Source organism: Aureispira sp. CCB-QB1 (genome assembly GCF_000724545.1).
Classification (GTDB): domain Bacteria; phylum Bacteroidota; class Bacteroidia; order Chitinophagales; family Saprospiraceae; genus Aureispira.
Window position 1 is genome coordinate 57095 of sequence record NZ_JHBV01000049.1, and the last position, 19405, is coordinate 76499.

At 36.0% G+C, this 19405-nt stretch carries 13 protein-coding genes; 8 read left to right on the top strand and 5 right to left on the bottom strand.

What is annotated here, in order from left to right:
* Positions 1–4: 4 nt before the first annotated feature.
* The 5 genes from CG11_RS25490 to CG11_RS25510 all read right to left on the bottom strand — a co-directional run bounded on the left by CG11_RS25490 (position 5) and on the right by CG11_RS25510 (position 10840).
* A complete protein-coding gene (locus CG11_RS25490) occupies positions 5–544 on the bottom strand; it encodes a GNAT family N-acetyltransferase (protein ID WP_197043941.1) in 540 nt (179 codons plus the stop codon).
* Positions 545–573: 29 nt separating this feature from the next.
* Positions 574–1947, bottom strand: coding sequence for an erythromycin esterase family protein (locus CG11_RS25495; RefSeq protein WP_052599794.1), 1374 nt, complete (start codon positions 1945–1947; stop codon positions 574–576).
* Between the two features lie 268 nt (positions 1948–2215).
* Positions 2216–4432 (bottom strand): McrB family protein, encoded by a 2217-nt coding sequence (locus CG11_RS25500; RefSeq protein ID WP_156039902.1) that lies wholly within the window; start codon positions 4430–4432, stop codon positions 2216–2218.
* Positions 4433–4722: 290 nt separating this feature from the next.
* Positions 4723–8343, bottom strand: a complete 3621-nt coding sequence (locus CG11_RS25505) for a T9SS type A sorting domain-containing protein (protein WP_081909653.1) — start codon at positions 8341–8343, stop codon at positions 4723–4725.
* Between the two features lie 643 nt (positions 8344–8986).
* Positions 8987–10840, bottom strand: a complete 1854-nt coding sequence (locus CG11_RS25510; RefSeq protein WP_052599797.1) for an ABC transporter permease — start codon at positions 10838–10840, stop codon at positions 8987–8989.
* 309 nt (positions 10841–11149) lie between these two features.
* Here CG11_RS25510 and CG11_RS25515 point away from each other — a divergent pair, with 309 nt between their 5' ends.
* From CG11_RS25515 to CG11_RS25550, 8 genes are all read left to right on the top strand, one after another.
* On the top strand, positions 11150–11818 hold the full coding sequence (locus tag CG11_RS25515; RefSeq protein ID WP_052599798.1) for a hypothetical protein: 669 nt from the start codon (positions 11150–11152) through the stop codon (positions 11816–11818).
* A 283-nt stretch (positions 11819–12101) separates the two neighbouring features.
* Positions 12102–13349 (top strand): methionine adenosyltransferase, encoded by a 1248-nt coding sequence (gene metK, locus CG11_RS25520; protein WP_052599799.1) that lies wholly within the window; start codon positions 12102–12104, stop codon positions 13347–13349.
* A 150-nt stretch (positions 13350–13499) separates the two neighbouring features.
* Positions 13500–14075, top strand: a complete 576-nt coding sequence (locus tag CG11_RS25525) for a Crp/Fnr family transcriptional regulator (protein WP_052599800.1) — start codon at positions 13500–13502, stop codon at positions 14073–14075.
* A gap of 69 nt (positions 14076–14144) precedes the next feature.
* Positions 14145–15239 (top strand): SMP-30/gluconolactonase/LRE family protein, encoded by a 1095-nt coding sequence (locus tag CG11_RS25530; RefSeq protein WP_052599801.1) that lies wholly within the window; start codon positions 14145–14147, stop codon positions 15237–15239.
* 165 nt (positions 15240–15404) lie between these two features.
* A complete protein-coding gene (locus tag CG11_RS25535; protein ID WP_052599802.1) occupies positions 15405–16559 on the top strand; it encodes a hypothetical protein in 1155 nt (384 codons plus the stop codon).
* A gap of 59 nt (positions 16560–16618) precedes the next feature.
* Positions 16619–17188 carry an RNA polymerase sigma factor gene (locus CG11_RS25540; RefSeq protein ID WP_052599803.1) on the top strand — a complete coding sequence of 190 codons (570 nt, stop codon included), beginning with the start codon at positions 16619–16621 and terminating at the stop codon, positions 17186–17188.
* Between the two features lie 6 nt (positions 17189–17194).
* Positions 17195–17854, top strand: a complete 660-nt coding sequence (locus CG11_RS25545; RefSeq protein WP_052599804.1) for a hypothetical protein — start codon at positions 17195–17197, stop codon at positions 17852–17854.
* Between the two features lie 198 nt (positions 17855–18052).
* Positions 18053–19363 carry a hypothetical protein gene (locus CG11_RS25550; RefSeq protein ID WP_052599805.1) on the top strand — a complete coding sequence of 437 codons (1311 nt, stop codon included), beginning with the start codon at positions 18053–18055 and terminating at the stop codon, positions 19361–19363.
* Positions 19364–19405: the final 42 nt, after the last annotated feature.

The window sequence follows — 19405 nt, forward strand, 5'->3', positions numbered from 1 at the left end:
TATGTTACTCCAAAAACTCTTTGGGATACTCAACCATACCAAATACATTCGAAAGACTTCCTTTTTCTAGCTCAATTGCCATCACATTTTCTTTGGGAACATCAAAAGGATATGTTATAGAAAAGGTGTGTAATGCTTGATAGCCAAATTTAGGATAGTACTCCGCATGGCCTAGTAAAATAATTGATTTAAACCCTAATTCTTGAGCAATAATATGTGCTTTTCTAATGAGTTGCCCCCCAATGCCTTTGTGTTGGAACTCGGGCAAAACAGCTACGGGAGCTAACGCTAATGATTCCACACTAGACGTCTGGTTTTTGATGCTCAATTTGGAAACTAAAATATACCCTACAATCGCCCCATCTACTTCAGCAACCAAAGAAAGTTCTGGAACGAAAGCTTCTGACTTTCTTAATCGTTCTACCAAAAAATGTTCTTTGTGATCGCTGTATTCAATATTGGCAAATGCTTGTTCTATTAGTTCAAATACAGCTGCATGATCTAGTGGGGTCTCTTGTCGAATGTTTATTGTGAATGTGGACATGATGCAATTATTATTTTTTGAACGATTACTTATTCCACAGGCTTGGCTGGATGAACCTCGTGTAGATAAAAGCAGGCATCCCACTCAGAGGGTCTGATTGTTATCTCATAATCATTTTCTTTTATCATTGTATTGGCATTGAACCAACTATAGGTAGAAGATGGCACCTTTTTGAAATTGAGGTAATAGTTCTTTGTTGCAATTGCTTTCATCACGTGCTCCATACTTTCTATAGGTGGTGCGGGGATGGTATCCACAAAACGTTTGTCGGGCACTTGCCATTTGTTCCAGAAAAGTCCTTTCCCATAAACCATACCTATGACATACAAACTATCCTTGAGTTGCTGTTGCAGCAGTTGTCCCATTGGTGTAAAATTGCCATACATTTCGCCTTGGTACTGAGAGGCTGTTTTAGTATGAACAACGTGATTGACAACAATAATTTTAGCCTCTTTTTTATATGATAACGCCCATTGAATATTCTTAGCCATGGCAATTTCTCGACCATTTAACCCCGCATATTTTGAATGGCTATTGACGCTATCAGTGGCATCTTGGTAATTTCGATAATAATTTTCAGCCATTCGCATCGAGCGAATACACTGCAAAATCCATTGATAATCTTTGAGACTGCTTCTGCTAATATAGGTCGCTTTGTTAGATTGGAATGAGTCAATTAAATCTTCCAAAATAACCATCAAGTTATTTTTCTGTTTGTCCGTTAATTTAATCATATAATGATAAGCTGCCCATTTAGTCATCACTTTGAAGTAAGGAGCCATGTCTCGCCTAAGTTGTTTGGAAAGAGGAGCATCTACTGAATCTATATAAGAGAAGATTTGCTCAAATGGAAATCGCCAATTATTATAAAAACCGCCAATATCTGCTCCGATGTAATCCACTTGGTTGGCATGTTGTTGATTATATGTGCGAAGTGATTCGATGGTTTTTCGACCTGTTTTCCATTGGGTGTACATGCTTCCGACACTTCGTTCCCATAAATTAGAGATGGAGTCTTTGCCATGGATATAATCGTTCATATATTTGGATTCAGGCAAGCCACTTTCTGTAATGACTGTATTAAACCCTTTGTGTTCTATTAAGTAGGGGATGAGTTGTTGTTGCAAGCGTAACATCTCTTCACAATTGTGAAATCCCTCGCTGAGTAGAACAACTTTAGCGTTGGCAATATCCGCTGCAATTTTTTCGAGCAAACTATCAGAAAGCAACTTTGCTTCGTTCTCAAAAGAGATCAAGTTTTTTTGACCCCATTCTATGAATAATTCTTTGCCGCTAAGGACATTTTTTAAATCTGTTTGTTGAGGAGAGGACTGTGTATTGGTGCATCCTGTAAGTATTGAAAATAGGAGGGGGAAAATAAAAACTACTTTTAACAAATGCATTAATGGTTTTAAATTTTTTGTGATAGATATTATAGATTGCCACAGAGCAAAAAAAACACCAAGCGGGAATGGCTTGATGTTCCTTTGGTGATTTGGTGGGAATTGTTAAATCTTAATATCCTCGGGTTGTTGATAGATAGATAGTGATAGTATTATTGAATAAATGACCCTTTAAATTTAATAATTAAATCACCTTTTTGAAGAGTATATTTATTTAACTACTGCAAGTTAAATATATATAACGACATGACCAAGAAAGTACAACAAATTATTGATAAATATTTTGATAAGCATCTTTGGGTAATGGGAAGTCTTTTATGCTGTACATTGGTTTGTCCCAAGCACGATCTAAGCCCTCGTAATCAAAATTAGCAAAACGATTGTATTCTATTTTTTTTAGATCCAAAAAATCTTTGCCGAGTACCAAGCCAATTTTACCAAAATCACCATAAAAGTATTCTAACAAAAGAGGAATAATTTGTGTTTTAAAAATTTCTTGCAACTCATTGAGACTACTAATATTCATGAAATAAGAATGCCCAATTAAGTGATGATCGTCTAGCAAAATACCAATGCGTTCATTCATCTTTTGGTGCATCAGTCGAAGGTTTACGCCTTCAATATTTTCACTCAATAAGATAGAATCAGGCAACATTTCTATAAAAGAAAATCGGCGCCGCAAGGCCATATCCAACTGCTCAATACTTCGATCGGTTGTATTCATTGTAGCAATCAAATATAAATTGGGTGGCAATGAAAAAAGCGTTTTGGAGTAGGGAAGTTGTACTTTTAAGGCATTGAGCATTTGAAGGCGTTTGTCTTCTTCCAATAAGGTAATCAATTCCCCAAAAATATTGGCAACGTTTCCTCGGTTTAGCTCATCTATAATTAGTACAAAGGTTTTGTCTGGATCTTGTAACGCATGGTGGCAAAGGTTTTTAAGAATACCATTTTGTAGATTGTAATGGACTTGATTGTCAACAACAACAGGCTTGATACCCTCGACAAAGTCCTCATACGACATCGCTTGATGAAAAGTAGTAAAAACAACTTGCCCATTACTTACGTAAGCATCAAAGCGTTTTTGAATGGTGTTGGCATCCATCTGTTGCACCAGTGTCCACGACTTATTTTCGACAATCGCAATGGCTCTGCGAATACTTTCAAACGTTTTTCCCGTACCTGGTGGACCATAGAGGATTTGATTGAGAGGAAATTTAGTATTAGCCGCTATTTTATAACCATTACTTGGCTCTGTAACTTGTTGGTGCGTGATTTCATCATAATAAATATCCTCATCGGTGTATTTCCACAAATTTTGTATGCTAGGAGCATACAACAATAGTTTGATTAGATAGGTATAATTACTGAAGCTTGTTGCCGATAAATCAAACTTGTTAAAATAGCTGACCAGTTGCAAGGTAAATAAATCGGCTTGATAAGTACTATCTAATAAGTGGTTGGCAATTTGGCGTTGATTTTTAGTCGACAGAATAGGCGTATGCTCCTCTGGATGAATTAAGTAGAGTAAGGCGTCTTTGATATTTGTAGTGCGAATCGCATCTAAGTCATTGCCAGCCTGTTTGTATTGTGTTAATTGTTGAATCCACAAGTTTTGTCGAATACCAGTATAGGCAACACAGCGTTTGTCTGAATAATCATTCCACTCTTGTTTGGCCGCTGCTTTTTCATCTATATAAGCAATTAGTTTTCCTATTAATAAAGCAAAATCAGCATAAGGCTTTTTATTTTGAACAGATTGAACAAAGCTGTCGTAACGTCCTTCAAATAGTTGATAGTCTTCTAAAAATTGTTGGTAAATACTGGGCGATAATTCAATATCTTGGAATGCTTTTAAAACTTCTTGAGCTTTCTGAAACCAAAAAACATTAGCTTGTTGGACCTTTATAATATCCAAATCTTCTTTTAGCAACTGTTGAATGGCCTTGGGAAGAATGGTCAAGTACTTATCCTTATTGTCTACATCTTTAAGTAGCTCATTGTAAACAAACATATTCATAGCAGCTCGATAAATCCATAGATTATTAGACTTTTGATGGGTTGTTTTTTTGCGAGGTTGCTGCGCCAAAAGCTGAAGTGCTTGTAACCAAATTGCAATAATTACTTGATTGGTCAAAACAGGTTTGGATAACTGAAAACGAGCCATTCCCGTACGCATTTTACCAATTTTCTGTTTGCTAGCTTGAAAATTTTGGCTATTGGGTAAAGAGTCTTGATCTTTGGCTAGACAAAGCAGTTCTATGTAGTGTTTTCTATCTCTTACTTTGTGAATAAGAATAGGGCAGTTGTTGAGTTGTACATAAAGCGCAGTATTGTCACTGTGAATAGAACACAATAAATTAGAGGCATCTTCCTTGATCTGAAGCTGTTCAAAGGCAAATCGTAGCAATTTTAAAAAATGCCCAACTAGTTGGGTGTTAGGGAACTGCCTGAAGTATTGTATGAGTTGTGTTTTTGAATGCACGATTTGTTAGTGTGTTTATAATGACCCGTGATTTGCTAAACAGTGTCCTTTTTATGAAATGGTAAACTTGATATTGCTATAACAAAAAACAACATACAACAATTTTAGAAAGCTTGCAAAATTGTCTTGGAATAAAGTCGGGGAAGCTATCATTCTATGGAAAATAAGCATGGATTAGAGACAAAAAAAGACAGCTTGCCATCGTGTAGCAAGCTGCCGTAAGAGTTTAACAATAGTTGGTGTTTTAACAAGCACATAGTAGCTGTATCGCTAACTATTGTGACAAGACATTACTCTTTTATTACCTTTAATATGGCTGTAGAAGCATCCATCTTAATAGAAACCAAATACAAACCAGAAGGGTATCCCTCCAAAGATAAATCTAAGTATTGTTGTTGTGTTACCTTTAAAGTGTGCAATATTTGCCCATGAACACTTGTAATTTGAATGGTTGCTTCCGTTGGAATGTGCCCCAAATCTAAAGATACATTTCCTGTTGTTGGATTAGGATAAACAGAAATATTGGCTTTATTTTGAATGTTAGAAACAGCAACGCCACAAGAAGAGAAGGCGGTTACATTGATGTAGTCAACGCTAGTCTTGCTATCAAAGGCAAACCCAAATTGATCTCTATATTCTAAGGTAACGGTTTTTAGACCAGGGGTAGCATAAGTAACCGAATGAGGACCATTACCAGTTGCTGTTGCAGGAGATGCTCCTGCTCCAAAGTCCCAAAATGGACTCAAGCCAAAACCTAAATTGGAACTACTGTGATTGGTGAACACAACAGGATCGCCTTCACAAGGATTGGTTACATCGGCAGCGAAAGCAACATCAGGACAACCAAAGCCATTGCTTAAATCAATGTTTTTATTAGAAGCTGTACCCGCACCACAATAGTTCGTAGGAACTACGGTAAGTTGAAAATCAACATGGGTACTGTTGAGAGTAATGGTATTGGTACCTTGACCTTGACTAATTGTTGCAGCACCAGCAGGGCTAATGGTCCATACGTAATAAGTGGCACCATTTACATTGTTAATAGAATACGTTTCACTTTCTCCAAAACACAAATTACTATATCCTGATATCGTACCAGCCGCAGCAGGTACAGCAACACTAGTTAGGTTGATCGCATTTGATGTATTGATGCAGCCATCGTTGATTTCAAGGGTATAATTACCAGAGCTGCTAGCAGTCCATGTCGTGTCTCCAATTGTAGCTGCGCCTAGAGAGTTGCCATTTAAAAACCATTCGTACGTAGCTCCTGCAATGTAGTTGGCAGAAATTTCTGTAGAACCTCCGACGCAGAAGCTAGTAGATGCAGCGTTGATTGTTGCAGTCGGCAGCGGTGCTTCTGTAATGGTTAAGGCATTAGACGTTGCGGTACAGCCCAAAGCATTCGTTACTTCAACAGTATAAATACCACTATTATTAATGCTAATTGTATTGTCTTCTAGCGTTGGAGTAGTAATATTATTACCATCTAATATCCAAGTATAGGTCGCTCCTGGATCTAAGTTAGCGTTTAGTGTTAAGTTAGAACCAGCACAATAACTATTACTAGGGGCTGTAAGATTGATTTGTGGATAAGCAGCGTTGATTGGCGAAAATACGGCTGAAGTATCTAAACATCCATTTGAACTAGTGATAACCAATTGATAATTACCAACAGTTGTAATGTCTAAAGTAGCTTGCGTTTGTCCCGAAATAGGACTGTTGTTGTTAAGCCAAGTATAACTGCCACCAGCAATAGTATTGGCAGTTAAGGTAATGGTGCCCGTTCCTCCACAGAAATTAGCGGCAGAAGTAGCAAAAATAGCTTGCTCTTGAGGGAAGAAAGTAATGCTTTCTGTTGATGATTGCGTAGTACAACCATCAGTATTGGTAACCACATTATAATAGTCTCCTGCTTGATGAGCTGCATAGGTACTGCTATTAGCTCCAGGTATTAGTGTATTGTTGTAATACCAAGCAATTGTTTCTCCATTGGCACTATTCACCGTTCCTGTAAGAAGGGTATTGGTTCCTTGACAGATTTGATTGGAGTTGGCGCTATTGGTGGCAACGGGTGGAGCAGTGTTGACAAAATTAACAGTTACTTGATCTGTATTAGCACAACCATTATTATCGGTTCCTGTTACAGAATAAGTGGCATTACTAGTAGGAGTAAAAGAAACCCCATCAACAACACCATTGTCCCAAACATAGTTAGCGGCACCAGAGCCTGTTAAGGTTAATGCTTCTCCTTGACAGATAACGGTAGAGGAGGCATTGGCAACTACTGTTGGTAATGGATTGACAACGACTGTTAATTGGCTCGTATTGCTGCACCCATTACTAGCAGTACCTGTAACGCTATAATTATCAGTTGCACTAGGCGAAAAGGCAACGCCGTCAGAAATATTATTGTTCCAACTGTAACTGATGGCACCTGTGCCAGAAAGCGTGACAGAATCTCCTTGGCAGAGTGTAGTTGCTGTCGCATTGATGCTAACCGTAGGGCTTGGATTAACGGTAATATTAATGTCAGCGGTATCTGTACATCCATTGCTGGCTGTTCCGATGACAGTGTAGGTTCCACTGTTGGTGGGAGAAAAGGGAACGCCGTTGTTTATGTTATTATTCCAAGAATAAGTACTTGCCCCATTGGCAGTTAATGTAACCGATTCGCTAGAACAAATTGTCGTAGCACTAGCATTGATGGTAACCGTAGGAGAGGGATTGGTAATTTGCAGATTATAACCAATAATTTGAACATTAGGAGTAGGACAAGCACCATCATTTACTGTAATGGTAAATGGATAATTCCCTGAAGGGATGGAAGCGGTTGGTATAATTAGTTGGATGGTAATAGGGTTGGTGCCTGTTACAGAAGTTGTTGCTCCATTGATTACAGAACTAATGTCGCTCGTGGCTGTAAGAATATCGTTGGCATCTGGATCAGATACGCTAAAGTCAATGACTAAAGGTGCTCCTCCACAAGATGCAATTAAGTTGCCTGTAACGGTTCCAGAACTTGGAGTAATAGCGCCAGAAACAGGAGGTAAACTAGAGCAATTGGCAGAAATAATCATTTGTAAATCTCGAATTAGAGAACCAATTTTAAGCCCATTTCTATACTCATCAATTCTTACTGAAATAACAGCTACTTGACCTAAATTGGTTTGTGGAGTAAAGGTCATTTGCCCATTAGTACTATTAAACTGAAAGGTAGTTCCCGATTGCAAGCGCAATGGAGTAGTAGCACTTAGACCACTCACAAATGAAATGTTTGCTCCATTTGTTGTTTTGGGATTGATTAAAGAAAATACTAAAGAATCGCCATCTTGATCAAAAAAACCGTGGTTAAACTGGCTAATTTGACCTTGACAGCTATAGAGTACAGGTAAATTATTAAATTGTGGAGAGTTATTACAAGGAGCCAAAGCGGTATTGATGACCGTTTCTATATAAATACAAGCATTATTAGCATTTAGATTGGTAATACTTGAATTTCGGTTGCATTCTGTAAAGCTAATTGTATAGCTATCACAACCTGTTGGTAGTTGAATTTGACCTCGATAGATAAACTCCTGAGTCCCTTGGACAGAACCTCCTGCGCAGGTGGTTTGTGTGCCAGCGCAAACTTGTGAAACTTCTTGTGAACTGACAGAGGAAAGCGTTAGAGATGAACTAACAGATGAACATCCTGAATTGCCAGCTATAGTAACTGATGGACTGCTTGGAGCTGCAACGCCTCCGCAGTCTCTATAAAACCTTAAGGTTATTTCGTAAGTATTGTTGCCAACACAAGTATACGTTAAGTCGGCTCCAACAGCATGAGTTGCTTGGGCCATTTGTCCCATCGTAAGAAGGAACAAACAAAGGAATAATAGTTTTTGAAAGCGTAAACAATAATTTGTTTTCATAGTATTTTAATTAGTTAGCCCAATGATAAATGCAAGTTCATCTACTGTCAGTTGACAGATAACTTTAGTGGACTGTGGTTTGATAAAAAAGAAGTCTGATAGAGCAAGTGATGTGTTCATCTGTTCGGTTTTAAAAGAGGCGAGGGAATACATCGACTTGTGCTTAACAAGACAACTTATTGAATTTTTAATTGACGTGGAAAGGGATTGCAAATATGAGTCCTCGAAGAGAATAATAGAGGATAAATTAATTTTATATTGTCCTAAAAAAGGGGCTATATGTAGGCTTTTATAAAATTTTATTTTTTTAAATATTTGATATTTAATCGTTTCTGCTTTTTTTAGTCCAACTCACTTTTTTTGCACTAAGGAGATAGAAAAACAAAATTATGATTGATATGGGGACAATGCTTTAACACTGTAGGGAAAAAAGGAGCCTTATTGGGAATAAGGTGTACGCCAATTAGAAAAGTCTGTCTTAGAAGAATTTTCTAGACAGAATAGACCAAAGAATTTTTTAGATTTTGAACACGTCTGCGTATTCTAAAAAATATAAGTGAAATGGATTGTGATAGTTGCATTACTTTGTGGATGTTTTAGTTTTTGGCAAAAAAAATCCACGAAGTACTAATAGTTGTAGACTTTAGCTAAATCGAATGGCTTTTACAGGATCAATTTTAGAAACCAACCAAGATGGAATAATGAGTACTGCCAATGTAATTAACATGGTGCCAATATTTAAAGCTAAAATAGTTAGCCAATTAAATTCAATAGGGACAACCGATACATAGTACAAATCTTCGGGAAGTGTCATGATGCCAAATTGCATTTGCAGTAAACAAAGCCCAATACCAATAAGATTCCCCCAAAATAAACCATAGCCGATGATGTAAGCTGCATTGTAAAGAAAAACTTTTCGGATAGACCAATTAGGAGTTCCCAATGCCTTTAAAATACCAATCATATTGGTTCGTTCTAAAATAAGAATCATTAAAGAGGTTGTCATATTAATAATTGAAACCAAGATCATTAATAATAGGATGATTCGCTCGTTCATATCGGTCAAACTTAGCCAGTCAAAGATATTGGGTTGAATTTCCTTGATGGTATTGGCGTATTGATCTGCGCCCATAAGTACAACGTAATTGGTATAATCGCCGAGTGCATCCAAATCTTTAATGTTGTCTACAAAGATTTCGAATCCAGAAACTTGTGCAGGGAGTACTTGGTTCAAGTTGTTGATAGATTGCCAATTGACAAAAACAGTTTTTTGCACTCTAGCATCTTCGGGACCCTGATAAATACCACTGACTGTATAGTTGAACATGTGCGTGTCACCTCCTGTATCGGTATATTTTAGCTTCAAGGAATCTCCCACATCAATTCCTTTGAGTCGAGCAACTTCATGAGGAATAACAGCTCCCATAAAATTAGGATCTTCAAAGTTCAATTGATTGCCTTTATTCCAGTGCTCTTGGACATACTTCCACCCTAAATCAGTTGGGGCAGTTCCAGCCGTTAAGCCTTTTAGAATAAACTGTTCCTCATCTAAATTTAATTCAACAGGATAACTTCGGAAAGGTCGCCAGTTGTTGAGTTGTTGTAATTTTCGAACATCAACCAATGCAAAGCGGCGGTCGTATTCTTCCAATCCAGTTTTGTAAATGCCCACCACTGTAAACTTTCGCCCAAGGGAATTACCTTCTTGAACAAAATAAATCAAAAACTTATCGCCCAAGTTTAATTTTAGACGATTAGCAGTTGTTTCAGAAATGAGAATGCCATTGCTAGCATCTTCTGACTGGGTGTCTAAAATATCTCCTTCTTTGATGTATTGTTTTAAAAAATCCCAATCATAGTCGGCTCCGACTCCTCGTAAAACAATACCCTCAATTTGGTCTTTTGTTTTGATAATGCCTTCTTTATGAATATACAGTTGGATGTGTCGAATACCACCTTCTGTTTCGTGAATGACATCTTTTTGGACGATTTGATACTCTTGCGTAACCAGCAAGGCTATGCTGGCAAGTGTTAGCAGAAAAGCTACAAATAAACGATAACTTAGGCGGATTCGCTTTTTTAAGAATTGGGGCGCAAAAGAAAAAAGCAATGCCAGTAGCATGAATGATAACCCAATGTAAAGGTTAGGGTTGTAGCTGTTTAAGCCAATTGAGTTTATAATATCTGTTTCAGGTACTTTGTGCAATACCTTTCTGATTGTATCGACACTAGGGTAGAAATCTTGATTTTGATTAATAGGGCTGCTTTCAAACGAATAGCTAGAAGGAGAGTAACTACTAGTAATGTGAATGTGCCCCCAAAAGCCAAATATTTTTTCACTAATTGTATTTTTAAAACCTGAAACAATAGCTGTTGCCAAAATCATGACAACCATGCTTAAGGCAATAGCAACAACTGCTAGGCGCAAAATTGCTCTAGAAAAAGATTTTTTTGTTGCAGTTCCAACTCGTTTGGCAATTAAAAATTCAAGATTCAAGGCGTATATTGATTTATTTTAAAAGTAACGTTGCACCAAATAATAGCTAGCAGCGTAGCTAACTACTAACCAAAGTGAATTTATTCTTATATTGAACTCAAAACTAAATGCATTGTTGCAAAAGTATCATTTTTTCTGAACGATTGCTTATTTCATATCGCTATTCACATACTTTTATTTAGTAGTTTGCTAATTATTTAGCTCCTTTTGACTGAGCTAGGCAAAGCTTGGTATGTCGTTTTTATTGTTTGAATAAAGAACAAGAAAGCAAGCGAATATGATTCTAGCAACTATTTATTATGATCCAATTTGAAACATCGATTTTACTTAAAAACGGAAAAAGAACAGCAACAAATACAAATAAAAATAGCAATTACAGCAATTTTATTCAATTTGGCTTTATTCTTTTTGTTTTGGACACTTAGTTGTCCCTTATTGTCTTTGTTATTTGTAATGATTACATTGTCCATTATTGCCCCTTTTTTTGACACGCCATCTTTAGTCAAAAAAGGAGTGTTGGTTTATCGTTCCCCTTTGTTTTTGACAGAACGAGAAAAAAATGGAATCATTACTATTCATGGAGGCACTTTGTTCGATTACTATTATGTTTTGGATCGAACATTGACTGGGCAACAAAGAACAAAGTTCATTGTCAAATCTTATTTGGATGGCTTATTAAATTTGATTGAAGAATACGAAAATTTAGGAGAAGGGAATTTAAAAGTTCGAGGAACCAGCTATATTATTAATGAACGAACGGCGAAAAAAATTGGTCTAAAAAAAGTAAAAACAGATACTTTACAAAGCTTAATTTTGGGATATAATTACCCCAATTTGATTTGTTCCTATTCTCTGTCGAAAGCTAAGCTAAGTTTTCCTAATTTGAAAAATATTCAAAGTTTTGAAGGGAATATAGAGACACTGGCTCAGCATAAGGCTTATTTATTGCGTTTGAGGCGTTTAATTCGAATAGCGTAAGCAAAATACTTATTTGATAAATTGCTTAGATAAAGAAAAGCTCTATTTAATAGTTTGTTTTTTATCTTTTTTCATTTTCAGAATGAATGAAATTATATTTTGTGTATTTTGTATTTTTTAAAATTTAACTTGGTTTGGTTTTGTTTGCATAGGTTAATATATGCTCGATCTTGAGCTGGTTTTTTTAGCAAAATAGCTTTTTAGAATGCAGTTGTTTTTTAGTGTGTATTATTTAACTATCTTTGCTTGGAATTTAAATACAAGACATTAAAAAATCTTAGTTATGCCATATTTTTTTACGTCCGAATCAGTTTCGGAAGGACACCCAGACAAAGTAGCTGACCAAATTTCAGATGCTATTATTGACGCTTTTTTAGCTCAAGACCCATTATCAAAAGTAGCTTGTGAAACATTTGTCACTACAGGTCAGGTGGTTGTAGGTGGTGAAGTTCGCTCTAAGGCTTATGTTGATGTACAAAAAGTTGTACGCGATACAATCCGTAAAATCGGATATACAAAATCAGAATACCAATTTGACGCAAATTCATGTGGAGTACTTTCTGCTATCCATGAGCAATCTGCAGATATAGCTCAAGGAGTAGATGTTGGAAAATCAGAAGACGAGCAAGGAGCTGGTGACCAAGGAATGATGTTTGGTTATGCAACAGATGAGACCGATAATTATATGCCTTTGGCATTAGATTTATCGCATAGATTATTAAGAGAGTTGGCAAAATTGCGTAGAGAAGGGAAGCAAATTCCTTACTTGCGTCCAGATGCTAAATCTCAAGTAACAATTGAGTATGGTGACGATCACCAACCAATACGTGTTAACACAATTGTATTGTCTACTCAACACGATGATTTTGCAGATGATACAGAGATGTTGGCAAAAATCAAAGAAGACATTATCAATATATTGATTCCTAATGTTGTGGCTCAACTACCTGCACGTGTACAAGCTTTGTTTGACGACAATATTATTTACCATATCAATCCTACTGGTAAGTTCGTTATTGGTGGACCACACGGTGATACTGGTTTGACAGGACGTAAAATTATTGTAGATACTTACGGTGGTAAAGGTGCTCACGGTGGTGGTGCTTTTTCTGGTAAAGATTCTTCAAAAGTAGACCGTTCTGCTGCTTATGCTACTCGTCATATTGCTAAAAATATTGTTGCGGCTGGTTTGGCTAAACAATGTTTGGTACAAGTAGCGTATGCAATTGGTGTTGCAGAGCCTGTAGGTTTGTTTGTTGATACTTATGGTACGGCTCAAGTTGATATGAACGATGGAGAAATTGCTGCAAAAATTGCAAAATTATGGGACTTGCGTCCAGCAGCAATCGTTCGCAACTTGGGATTAAGAAATCCTATCTATTCTGAAACAGCTGCGTATGGTCACATGGGACGTACACCAGGTTTGGTTACTGTAAATGGTAAAGAGTTCGAAACATTTACTTGGGAAAAATTGGATCGAGTAGATGAAGTAAAAGCTACTTTTGGGTTGTTAGAGAACACCAACGCTTAATAAATAGAAGCTGACAAGGTTGTACCTTGACAAAATAATTGGAGCCTCTTCTACTACTTTTGTAGAAGGGGCTTTTGTTCGTTTATAGTATATTGTTTCTACTAATCAAAAATATGCTAACATTTTTAAAATGCCGAAGGCAGATGAACTATGGAATATATAAAAGATTTATTGACAACACATTTGAATATATCAGAGCAGGAATGGGCAACTTTTCAGCGTTACTTGGTTTATAAAGAATTTAATGCAAAGTCTTTGGTTGTGCGAGAGGAAATGGTCGCACAACACATTTATTTTATAGACTCTGGATTGATGCGTTCTTATTACTTGGAAGACGGTAAAGAAATTAATACTTATTTTGCCTGTGATGGTGCGTTAATGACGGTATTTTCTAGTTTCTTGCGACAACAACCGTCTTTGGAATGTTTAGAAGCGGTCGAAAATTGTGCAACTTATAGTTTGTCTTATGAAGCTTTATATCAATTGTATGAGCAATTTCCTAATTTTGAACGATTTGGGCGTATTTTGGCAGAGCAAAACTATCTTTGCATCTTGGATAGAACAATGTTGATGCAAACAAAAACGGCCAAACAACGCTATCTAGATTTTATAGAAACAAGCCATCCCAAAATTATCCAAGGCATTCCATTGTATCAAATTGCTAGTTTTTTAGGCATTGCTCCTGAGTCATTGAGCAGAATTCGTAGGGAAATTGTTCGTTCCTAACATTTGTTAAGGTATCTTTTTTCTGATTGCTGCTCTTTTGTGTTTTATTAAATTATTAAACACAAAAAAATGACAGTTAAAAGGATAACAAAGTACCTAGTTGTAACCGTATTATTAGTTTTTATTGTATCAACTACCATTAAATCGACTCGTATTGATCCTATTGCTTGGGTGCCTCCGCAAAAACCAAAATTAGAAGGCGTTTTAAAAACCAATGAATTATTACAAAAAACAGAATGGATTGATTTAAAGGGATGGTACGGTCCTGAAGATATTGCGATTGATAAAGCAGGTAATTTGTATTGTGGGGTGCACAAAAAAAATGATTTTAACCAAGGAGCTATTGTCAAAATTGATAAAAATGGAACCCTTTCTGTTTTTTGTGATACCGAAAAATGGGTGGCAGGTTTGCATTTTGATGCCGAAGGAAATTTGATTGCGTGCGATCAAAAAAGAGGATTAATTTCTGTTGATCCTAAAGGAACAATTACGGTATTGGCTCAAGAAGATGAGTATGGTCGCTCGTTCTTAATTCCCAATGATGTTGATATTGCTAATGATGGGAAAATTTATTTTTCTAGCACTTCTTCTAAATATTCCTTTAGTATGTCAAATGCACTTAAAATCGTTTTAGAGGCACGCCCAGATGGTGGTTTATTTTGTTATGACCCAAGAACAAAGGCTGTTGAAACGCTGATTGATAGTTCTTTTTTTGGTAATGGCGTAGCTGTTTCTAAAAATGATGAATTTGTCTTGATGGTAGATTTGACAAAATATAGGGTATTGCGTTATTGGTTAAAAGGTTCTAAAAAAGGAACAATAGATACCTTTATTGACAATTTACCTGGTTTGCCCAATGGCATTTCTAGAAGAGCAGACGGTAGTTTCTGGTTGGGTTTTAGCTCTTGCCGAAATGATGATTTAGACAATTTGCAGCCTAATGTTTGGTTGAAAAAACTTGTTTTTGGCTTGCCCGACTTTATGAAACCAGCTATGCAGGCTTATGGCATTGTGATGCATTTAAGCCCTACGGGAGAAATATTAAAAACCTATTGCGATACTTCTGGCAAACGAGTACCTGAAGCAAGCTCTATTGAAGAACAAGATGGTGTGCTTTATTTGGGTGGAGATTTGATTGACCACATAGGCAAGTATATATTATAATAGTTGCAACTTAAGATCTTATTTAAATGAGAATAGAAATTTAGCTATGGAAGCAATGCCTAGCTGGGTTTCTATTTTTTTTTTTTGAAAAATTTTCACCTTCTGCGAACCTTTGATTTTGGGCGGGGTATAACGGATAAATATAAAAACTAAAAATGCAGAAAAATGAAAAATAGAATTCTTGTAATGACCTTATGTTTAAGCTTTATCATATTTGCGGAAGCTCAAACCGTTCAACCCCAAAAAGTACATTCTATTGTTAAGGTGCAATATGAATACGATTGGTATGTTGAACAACATGAATTGTGGAAAAAAGAACTAACGAAAAATCCGAAACATGCAGATGGTTGGTTGAGTTATTACACAGCAGCGCGAATGGCTAAGATATTAGCACCCGATCAAGGAACAAGAGAAAAGTGGATTCAAAGAATGAAGGCAATTGTAACCGAAATGAAAGTGCCGATAAAAGGAACCTATGAGTATCATTACATTCAAGGTTATGATGAAATGGATAAATCGAAGGGAATTGAGCATATTTTCGAAGCTTATAAATTAGATGCTACTCGTCCTGATGTATATGATGAATTGGTTACGTATTATGAAACCAATCGAAATAAAGAGAAGTTAGAAGAAGTATGCAAAAATTGGAAAGCTAGTAGCGATTTGTCGCCAACACTCTTAAATTGGAATTATAATATGTTAATGAGTACTCAAAAGAATGCTATTTTAATTACGTTTGGAGATAATGATACGTACCCCTCGTTAGTCTTGCAGTATGCAGAAGGAGTACGAAAAGATGTGACGGTTATCAATAGTAGTTTGATTTTTTTAGAGAATTATCGAAAAGCTTTGTTTAAAGAGTTGAGTATTCCTGAAATTGAAGAAGAAATTACAGGAATAAAGATGATTGTAGATCACATTATTGAGCATAAAGGAGAACGTCCTCTTTATACGGGTATCGCTGGGAATCATGCTGCTTTAGGTCTGAGTGATAAGTTATTTAATGTAGGATTGGCAATGTTTTATTGCGATGAGGAAATTAGCACAACTTCTTATTTGATTAATAATTTTGAGAACCATATTTTATTAGATTATCTAGTTTGTACCTTCCACAATGAAGTTTTTCCTAGTGCTGTAGATCGTTATAATTTGCTCTATGTTCCAGGATTAATGTTATTATACAAACATTATATTTTAGTAGAGGATGTTCGCAAGCAAGCTAAAATTAAAAAGATTGTTTTGAGTATAAGCAAAGGGTGTCAGCAAGAAGAAGCCATAAAAAAACAGTTGAACTATTATGAAAAACTAGCCCAAAAATAATGAATTCGCTTTAATTTAGGTTGTTCTTTAACGAACCAGAACAGCCTATTTTTTTTATTATGGAAAGAATAAAAAACAAATCGGACGAGGATTTAATGCGACATGTTCAAGAAGGGGCAGAATGGGCGTTTAATGAACTGTATCAGCGATACAGTCAGCGAATTTTGTATTTTATGTACAAGATGTTGCGGCAAGATGAGGCAAAAGCACAGGACTTATTGCAAGATGTGTTCTTAAAAATAGTGGAAACTCCCGAAAAATTTGATGTAACACGAAATTTTAAAACTTGGATTTTTACTGTAGCTGCGAATAGTTGTAAGAATTATTTTAGAGCGCAAAAAGGAGGCTTTTTAGAGTTAGAAAAGGCACCCAAATTGACAACGACTCAAGCGTCTGTGGAGTTGAATACGGGAATTTTTCAAGCGCAATTAAACGTAGCATTAGACGAGTTGGCTTATGTATACAAAGAAGCGTTTGTTTTAAAATACAGAGAAGGCTTGAGTCTTCAAGAAATTGCACTGGTGATGAATTGTCCTTTGGGGACGGTTAAATCTAGATTGAGTAGTGCCACAAAATTATTAGGAAAGAGATTGGCTCCATTTAGAGCAAGCCTTTTGACAAAAGATTAAATAAAAATGGAAATATATAATTTATTAGAACAAAAAGCATTTGATGAATTAAATGCAGCAGAACAAGCTTTTGTATTGGAGCAAATGTCTTCGGAAGCCTATGATTATGAGCGAAGCATTATTTTGGCTAGCCAAGATTTTTGGGAACAAGAATCGACTCAAATTCAACCTGCCCCTCCTCTTCCTAACAGGGCTTTGGCGGCTTTGAAAGCTAAAAAATCTAAAGAAACGCAACCTCCCAAAGGAATCATAGCTGCTTTGTTAGCGTACAAAATACCTGCGTGGCAGGCTGCTGCTGCTTTGATTTTTGTTTTTTTCTTTGTACGAGGCTTGGGAACAGCCCAACAAAACCAAACTATTATTGTTGCAGAGGAACATTTGCGAGATACCGTTTTTGTTAAAGAATATATTACAAAAGTCAAAGAGTTACCAGCAGACACATTAATCAAAGTCGTCTACAAAGAGGCTCGTCCAAAAGAGAATCGCAATGAAAATGTATTGGCTTCCAATAAGCAAAGTCCTGCTCCTAACAAGAATGTGAAGCCCCAAGGGCAAGCCATTGTTCAGGAATTTGATGATGTGCTACAATATTGCAATACTGCTTCTAGTTCTCCTGCCAGTAAAGATACATTTTTGCAAATACTCAGTAATGAAGTTTTCTTTTAAAAAATGCTTGTAAAAATATTCTACTTATTAGTTTTAGTTTGTTGATAATTAGTTTCTTAGGTCGTTTGTTTGTTGGGTAAATATCTTAAAGGCAAACAAACTTTACCTTTCTTTTGAAAGAAGGGGCGTTTAACTTTAGAGTATTCAAATACATTAATTTTAACACAAAGAAAACATTATTAAAAAAAACTAAAGTAAATGAAGATTACTATTATCATTGGCGTTCTATTGTTAAGTTGTACCAATTACTCTTTTGCCCAATTTGGGAAAATAAAAATCAAAAAACCTAAAATAACGGCTCCTTCAAAATCCAAACCCTCCAACTCTAACTCAACGTCTTCCGAATCAAATAAAAAATCGTCCACAACTCAAAGCACCACTTCTAGTTCTAATACAGGGAGGACTTCTGAAGGTGCTCCAACACGTCGCTCAGAACTACCGAGCTATGAAACGTATAGCAAGGTAAGGGATAATATAAGATATGCCAAAAGTGCAATGGAGGATGCTTCTTGGAAAATAAGTCCCGATGAGAAATCACAAAGTAAAATATTAAATTACTTGAGTAAAGCGAAAGAGAATTTAGATATCTTAAACCAAGATCCTGCAGAAAAAGATAGAGCTTATTTAAAACAATTTAATGAAGACTATCCTCTTTTGAAAAAGCAATGTATGGACGACCTTGCCAATTATTCTAATAAATCTCAATACATTGACCGTTTAGAAGAGTACAATAGATGGGTTGCTTTAGGTTCGGATTATAGTAATGACAATTTTACTCCTAACTATAAAGATTATGAAGCCTTGCTAGCAGGTTATGAAAAAGAGCAACCAGAGCATTTTAAAAATAGCAGTCGTACTCAAAAGATAGTGGCTACCGTTAACAATCATTTTGAAGTAGATGTTTACAAAAAAGTAGATGACTTGGAGCAGGACGTAAATGCGCTTATCAAAAATATTCACCGTTTAAATAGCCGTCAAGAAGAAACTTACCTTTTAAATGCAGATAATTATTTAAAAAAGTTTGAGAAACCTACTAAGTTGTTAGAAGAATATAAGCAAAACTTGTTAAAAGATCATACGTCAGCAAATGCCTTGACCGCAAAAATGGACAAAGAAAAAAGTATGTTAGAAGAATATATCAATAGTGGCAAGTTAGCAGCACATCAAGCTAAGTACGCACAAGAAATTATTGATAGTAAGCGTTTGAGAAAAGGAATGTCAGATAGTAAAATTGAGTCGTATGCCAAAGATGAGCTTCCTGCTAAATATGGAAAAATACTTAGAGTAACCATTGCTTCACCAGGGTGGTATGTCAATAAAAATGCTTATATACCTCTTAATAAAAATGTACAAGTTGAATTCGCAACTCAAAAAGAAGATGGTAAGTGTTATTATGTTGGGGCAATTATAAGAAGAAATTATGAAGGGGGTGGCGTCTATAGCGACACTTGGTATATGACAGGGATTTGGAACGATGGGGAAATGAACTGTAAGAATGTTAATAAGTAATTAAGAGAATAATATCTAATAAGTGGTTGTTAAAGAGGCTGT

Bases quoted from the DNA above. Each gene is read 5' to 3' on its own strand.
- CG11_RS25540 (WP_052599803.1), top strand. From the start codon at position 16,619: ATGGAAAGAATAAAAAACAAATCGGACGAGGATTTAATGCGACATGTT.
- CG11_RS25530 (WP_052599801.1), top strand. From the start codon at position 14,145: ATGACAGTTAAAAGGATAACAAAGTACCTAGTTGTAACCGTATTATTA.
- CG11_RS25490 (WP_197043941.1), bottom strand. From the start codon at position 544: ATGTCCACATTCACAATAAACATTCGACAAGAGACCCCACTAGATCAT.
- CG11_RS25525 (WP_052599800.1), top strand. From the start codon at position 13,500: ATGGAATATATAAAAGATTTATTGACAACACATTTGAATATATCAGAG.
- CG11_RS25505 (WP_081909653.1), bottom strand. From the start codon at position 8,343: ATGAAAACAAATTATTGTTTACGCTTTCAAAAACTATTATTCCTTTGT.
- metK (WP_052599799.1), top strand. From the start codon at position 12,102: ATGCCATATTTTTTTACGTCCGAATCAGTTTCGGAAGGACACCCAGAC.
- CG11_RS25535 (WP_052599802.1), top strand. From the start codon at position 15,405: ATGAAAAATAGAATTCTTGTAATGACCTTATGTTTAAGCTTTATCATA.
- CG11_RS25545 (WP_052599804.1), top strand. From the start codon at position 17,195: ATGGAAATATATAATTTATTAGAACAAAAAGCATTTGATGAATTAAAT.
- CG11_RS25495 (WP_052599794.1), bottom strand. From the start codon at position 1,947: ATGCATTTGTTAAAAGTAGTTTTTATTTTCCCCCTCCTATTTTCAATA.
- CG11_RS25550 (WP_052599805.1), top strand. From the start codon at position 18,053: ATGAAGATTACTATTATCATTGGCGTTCTATTGTTAAGTTGTACCAAT.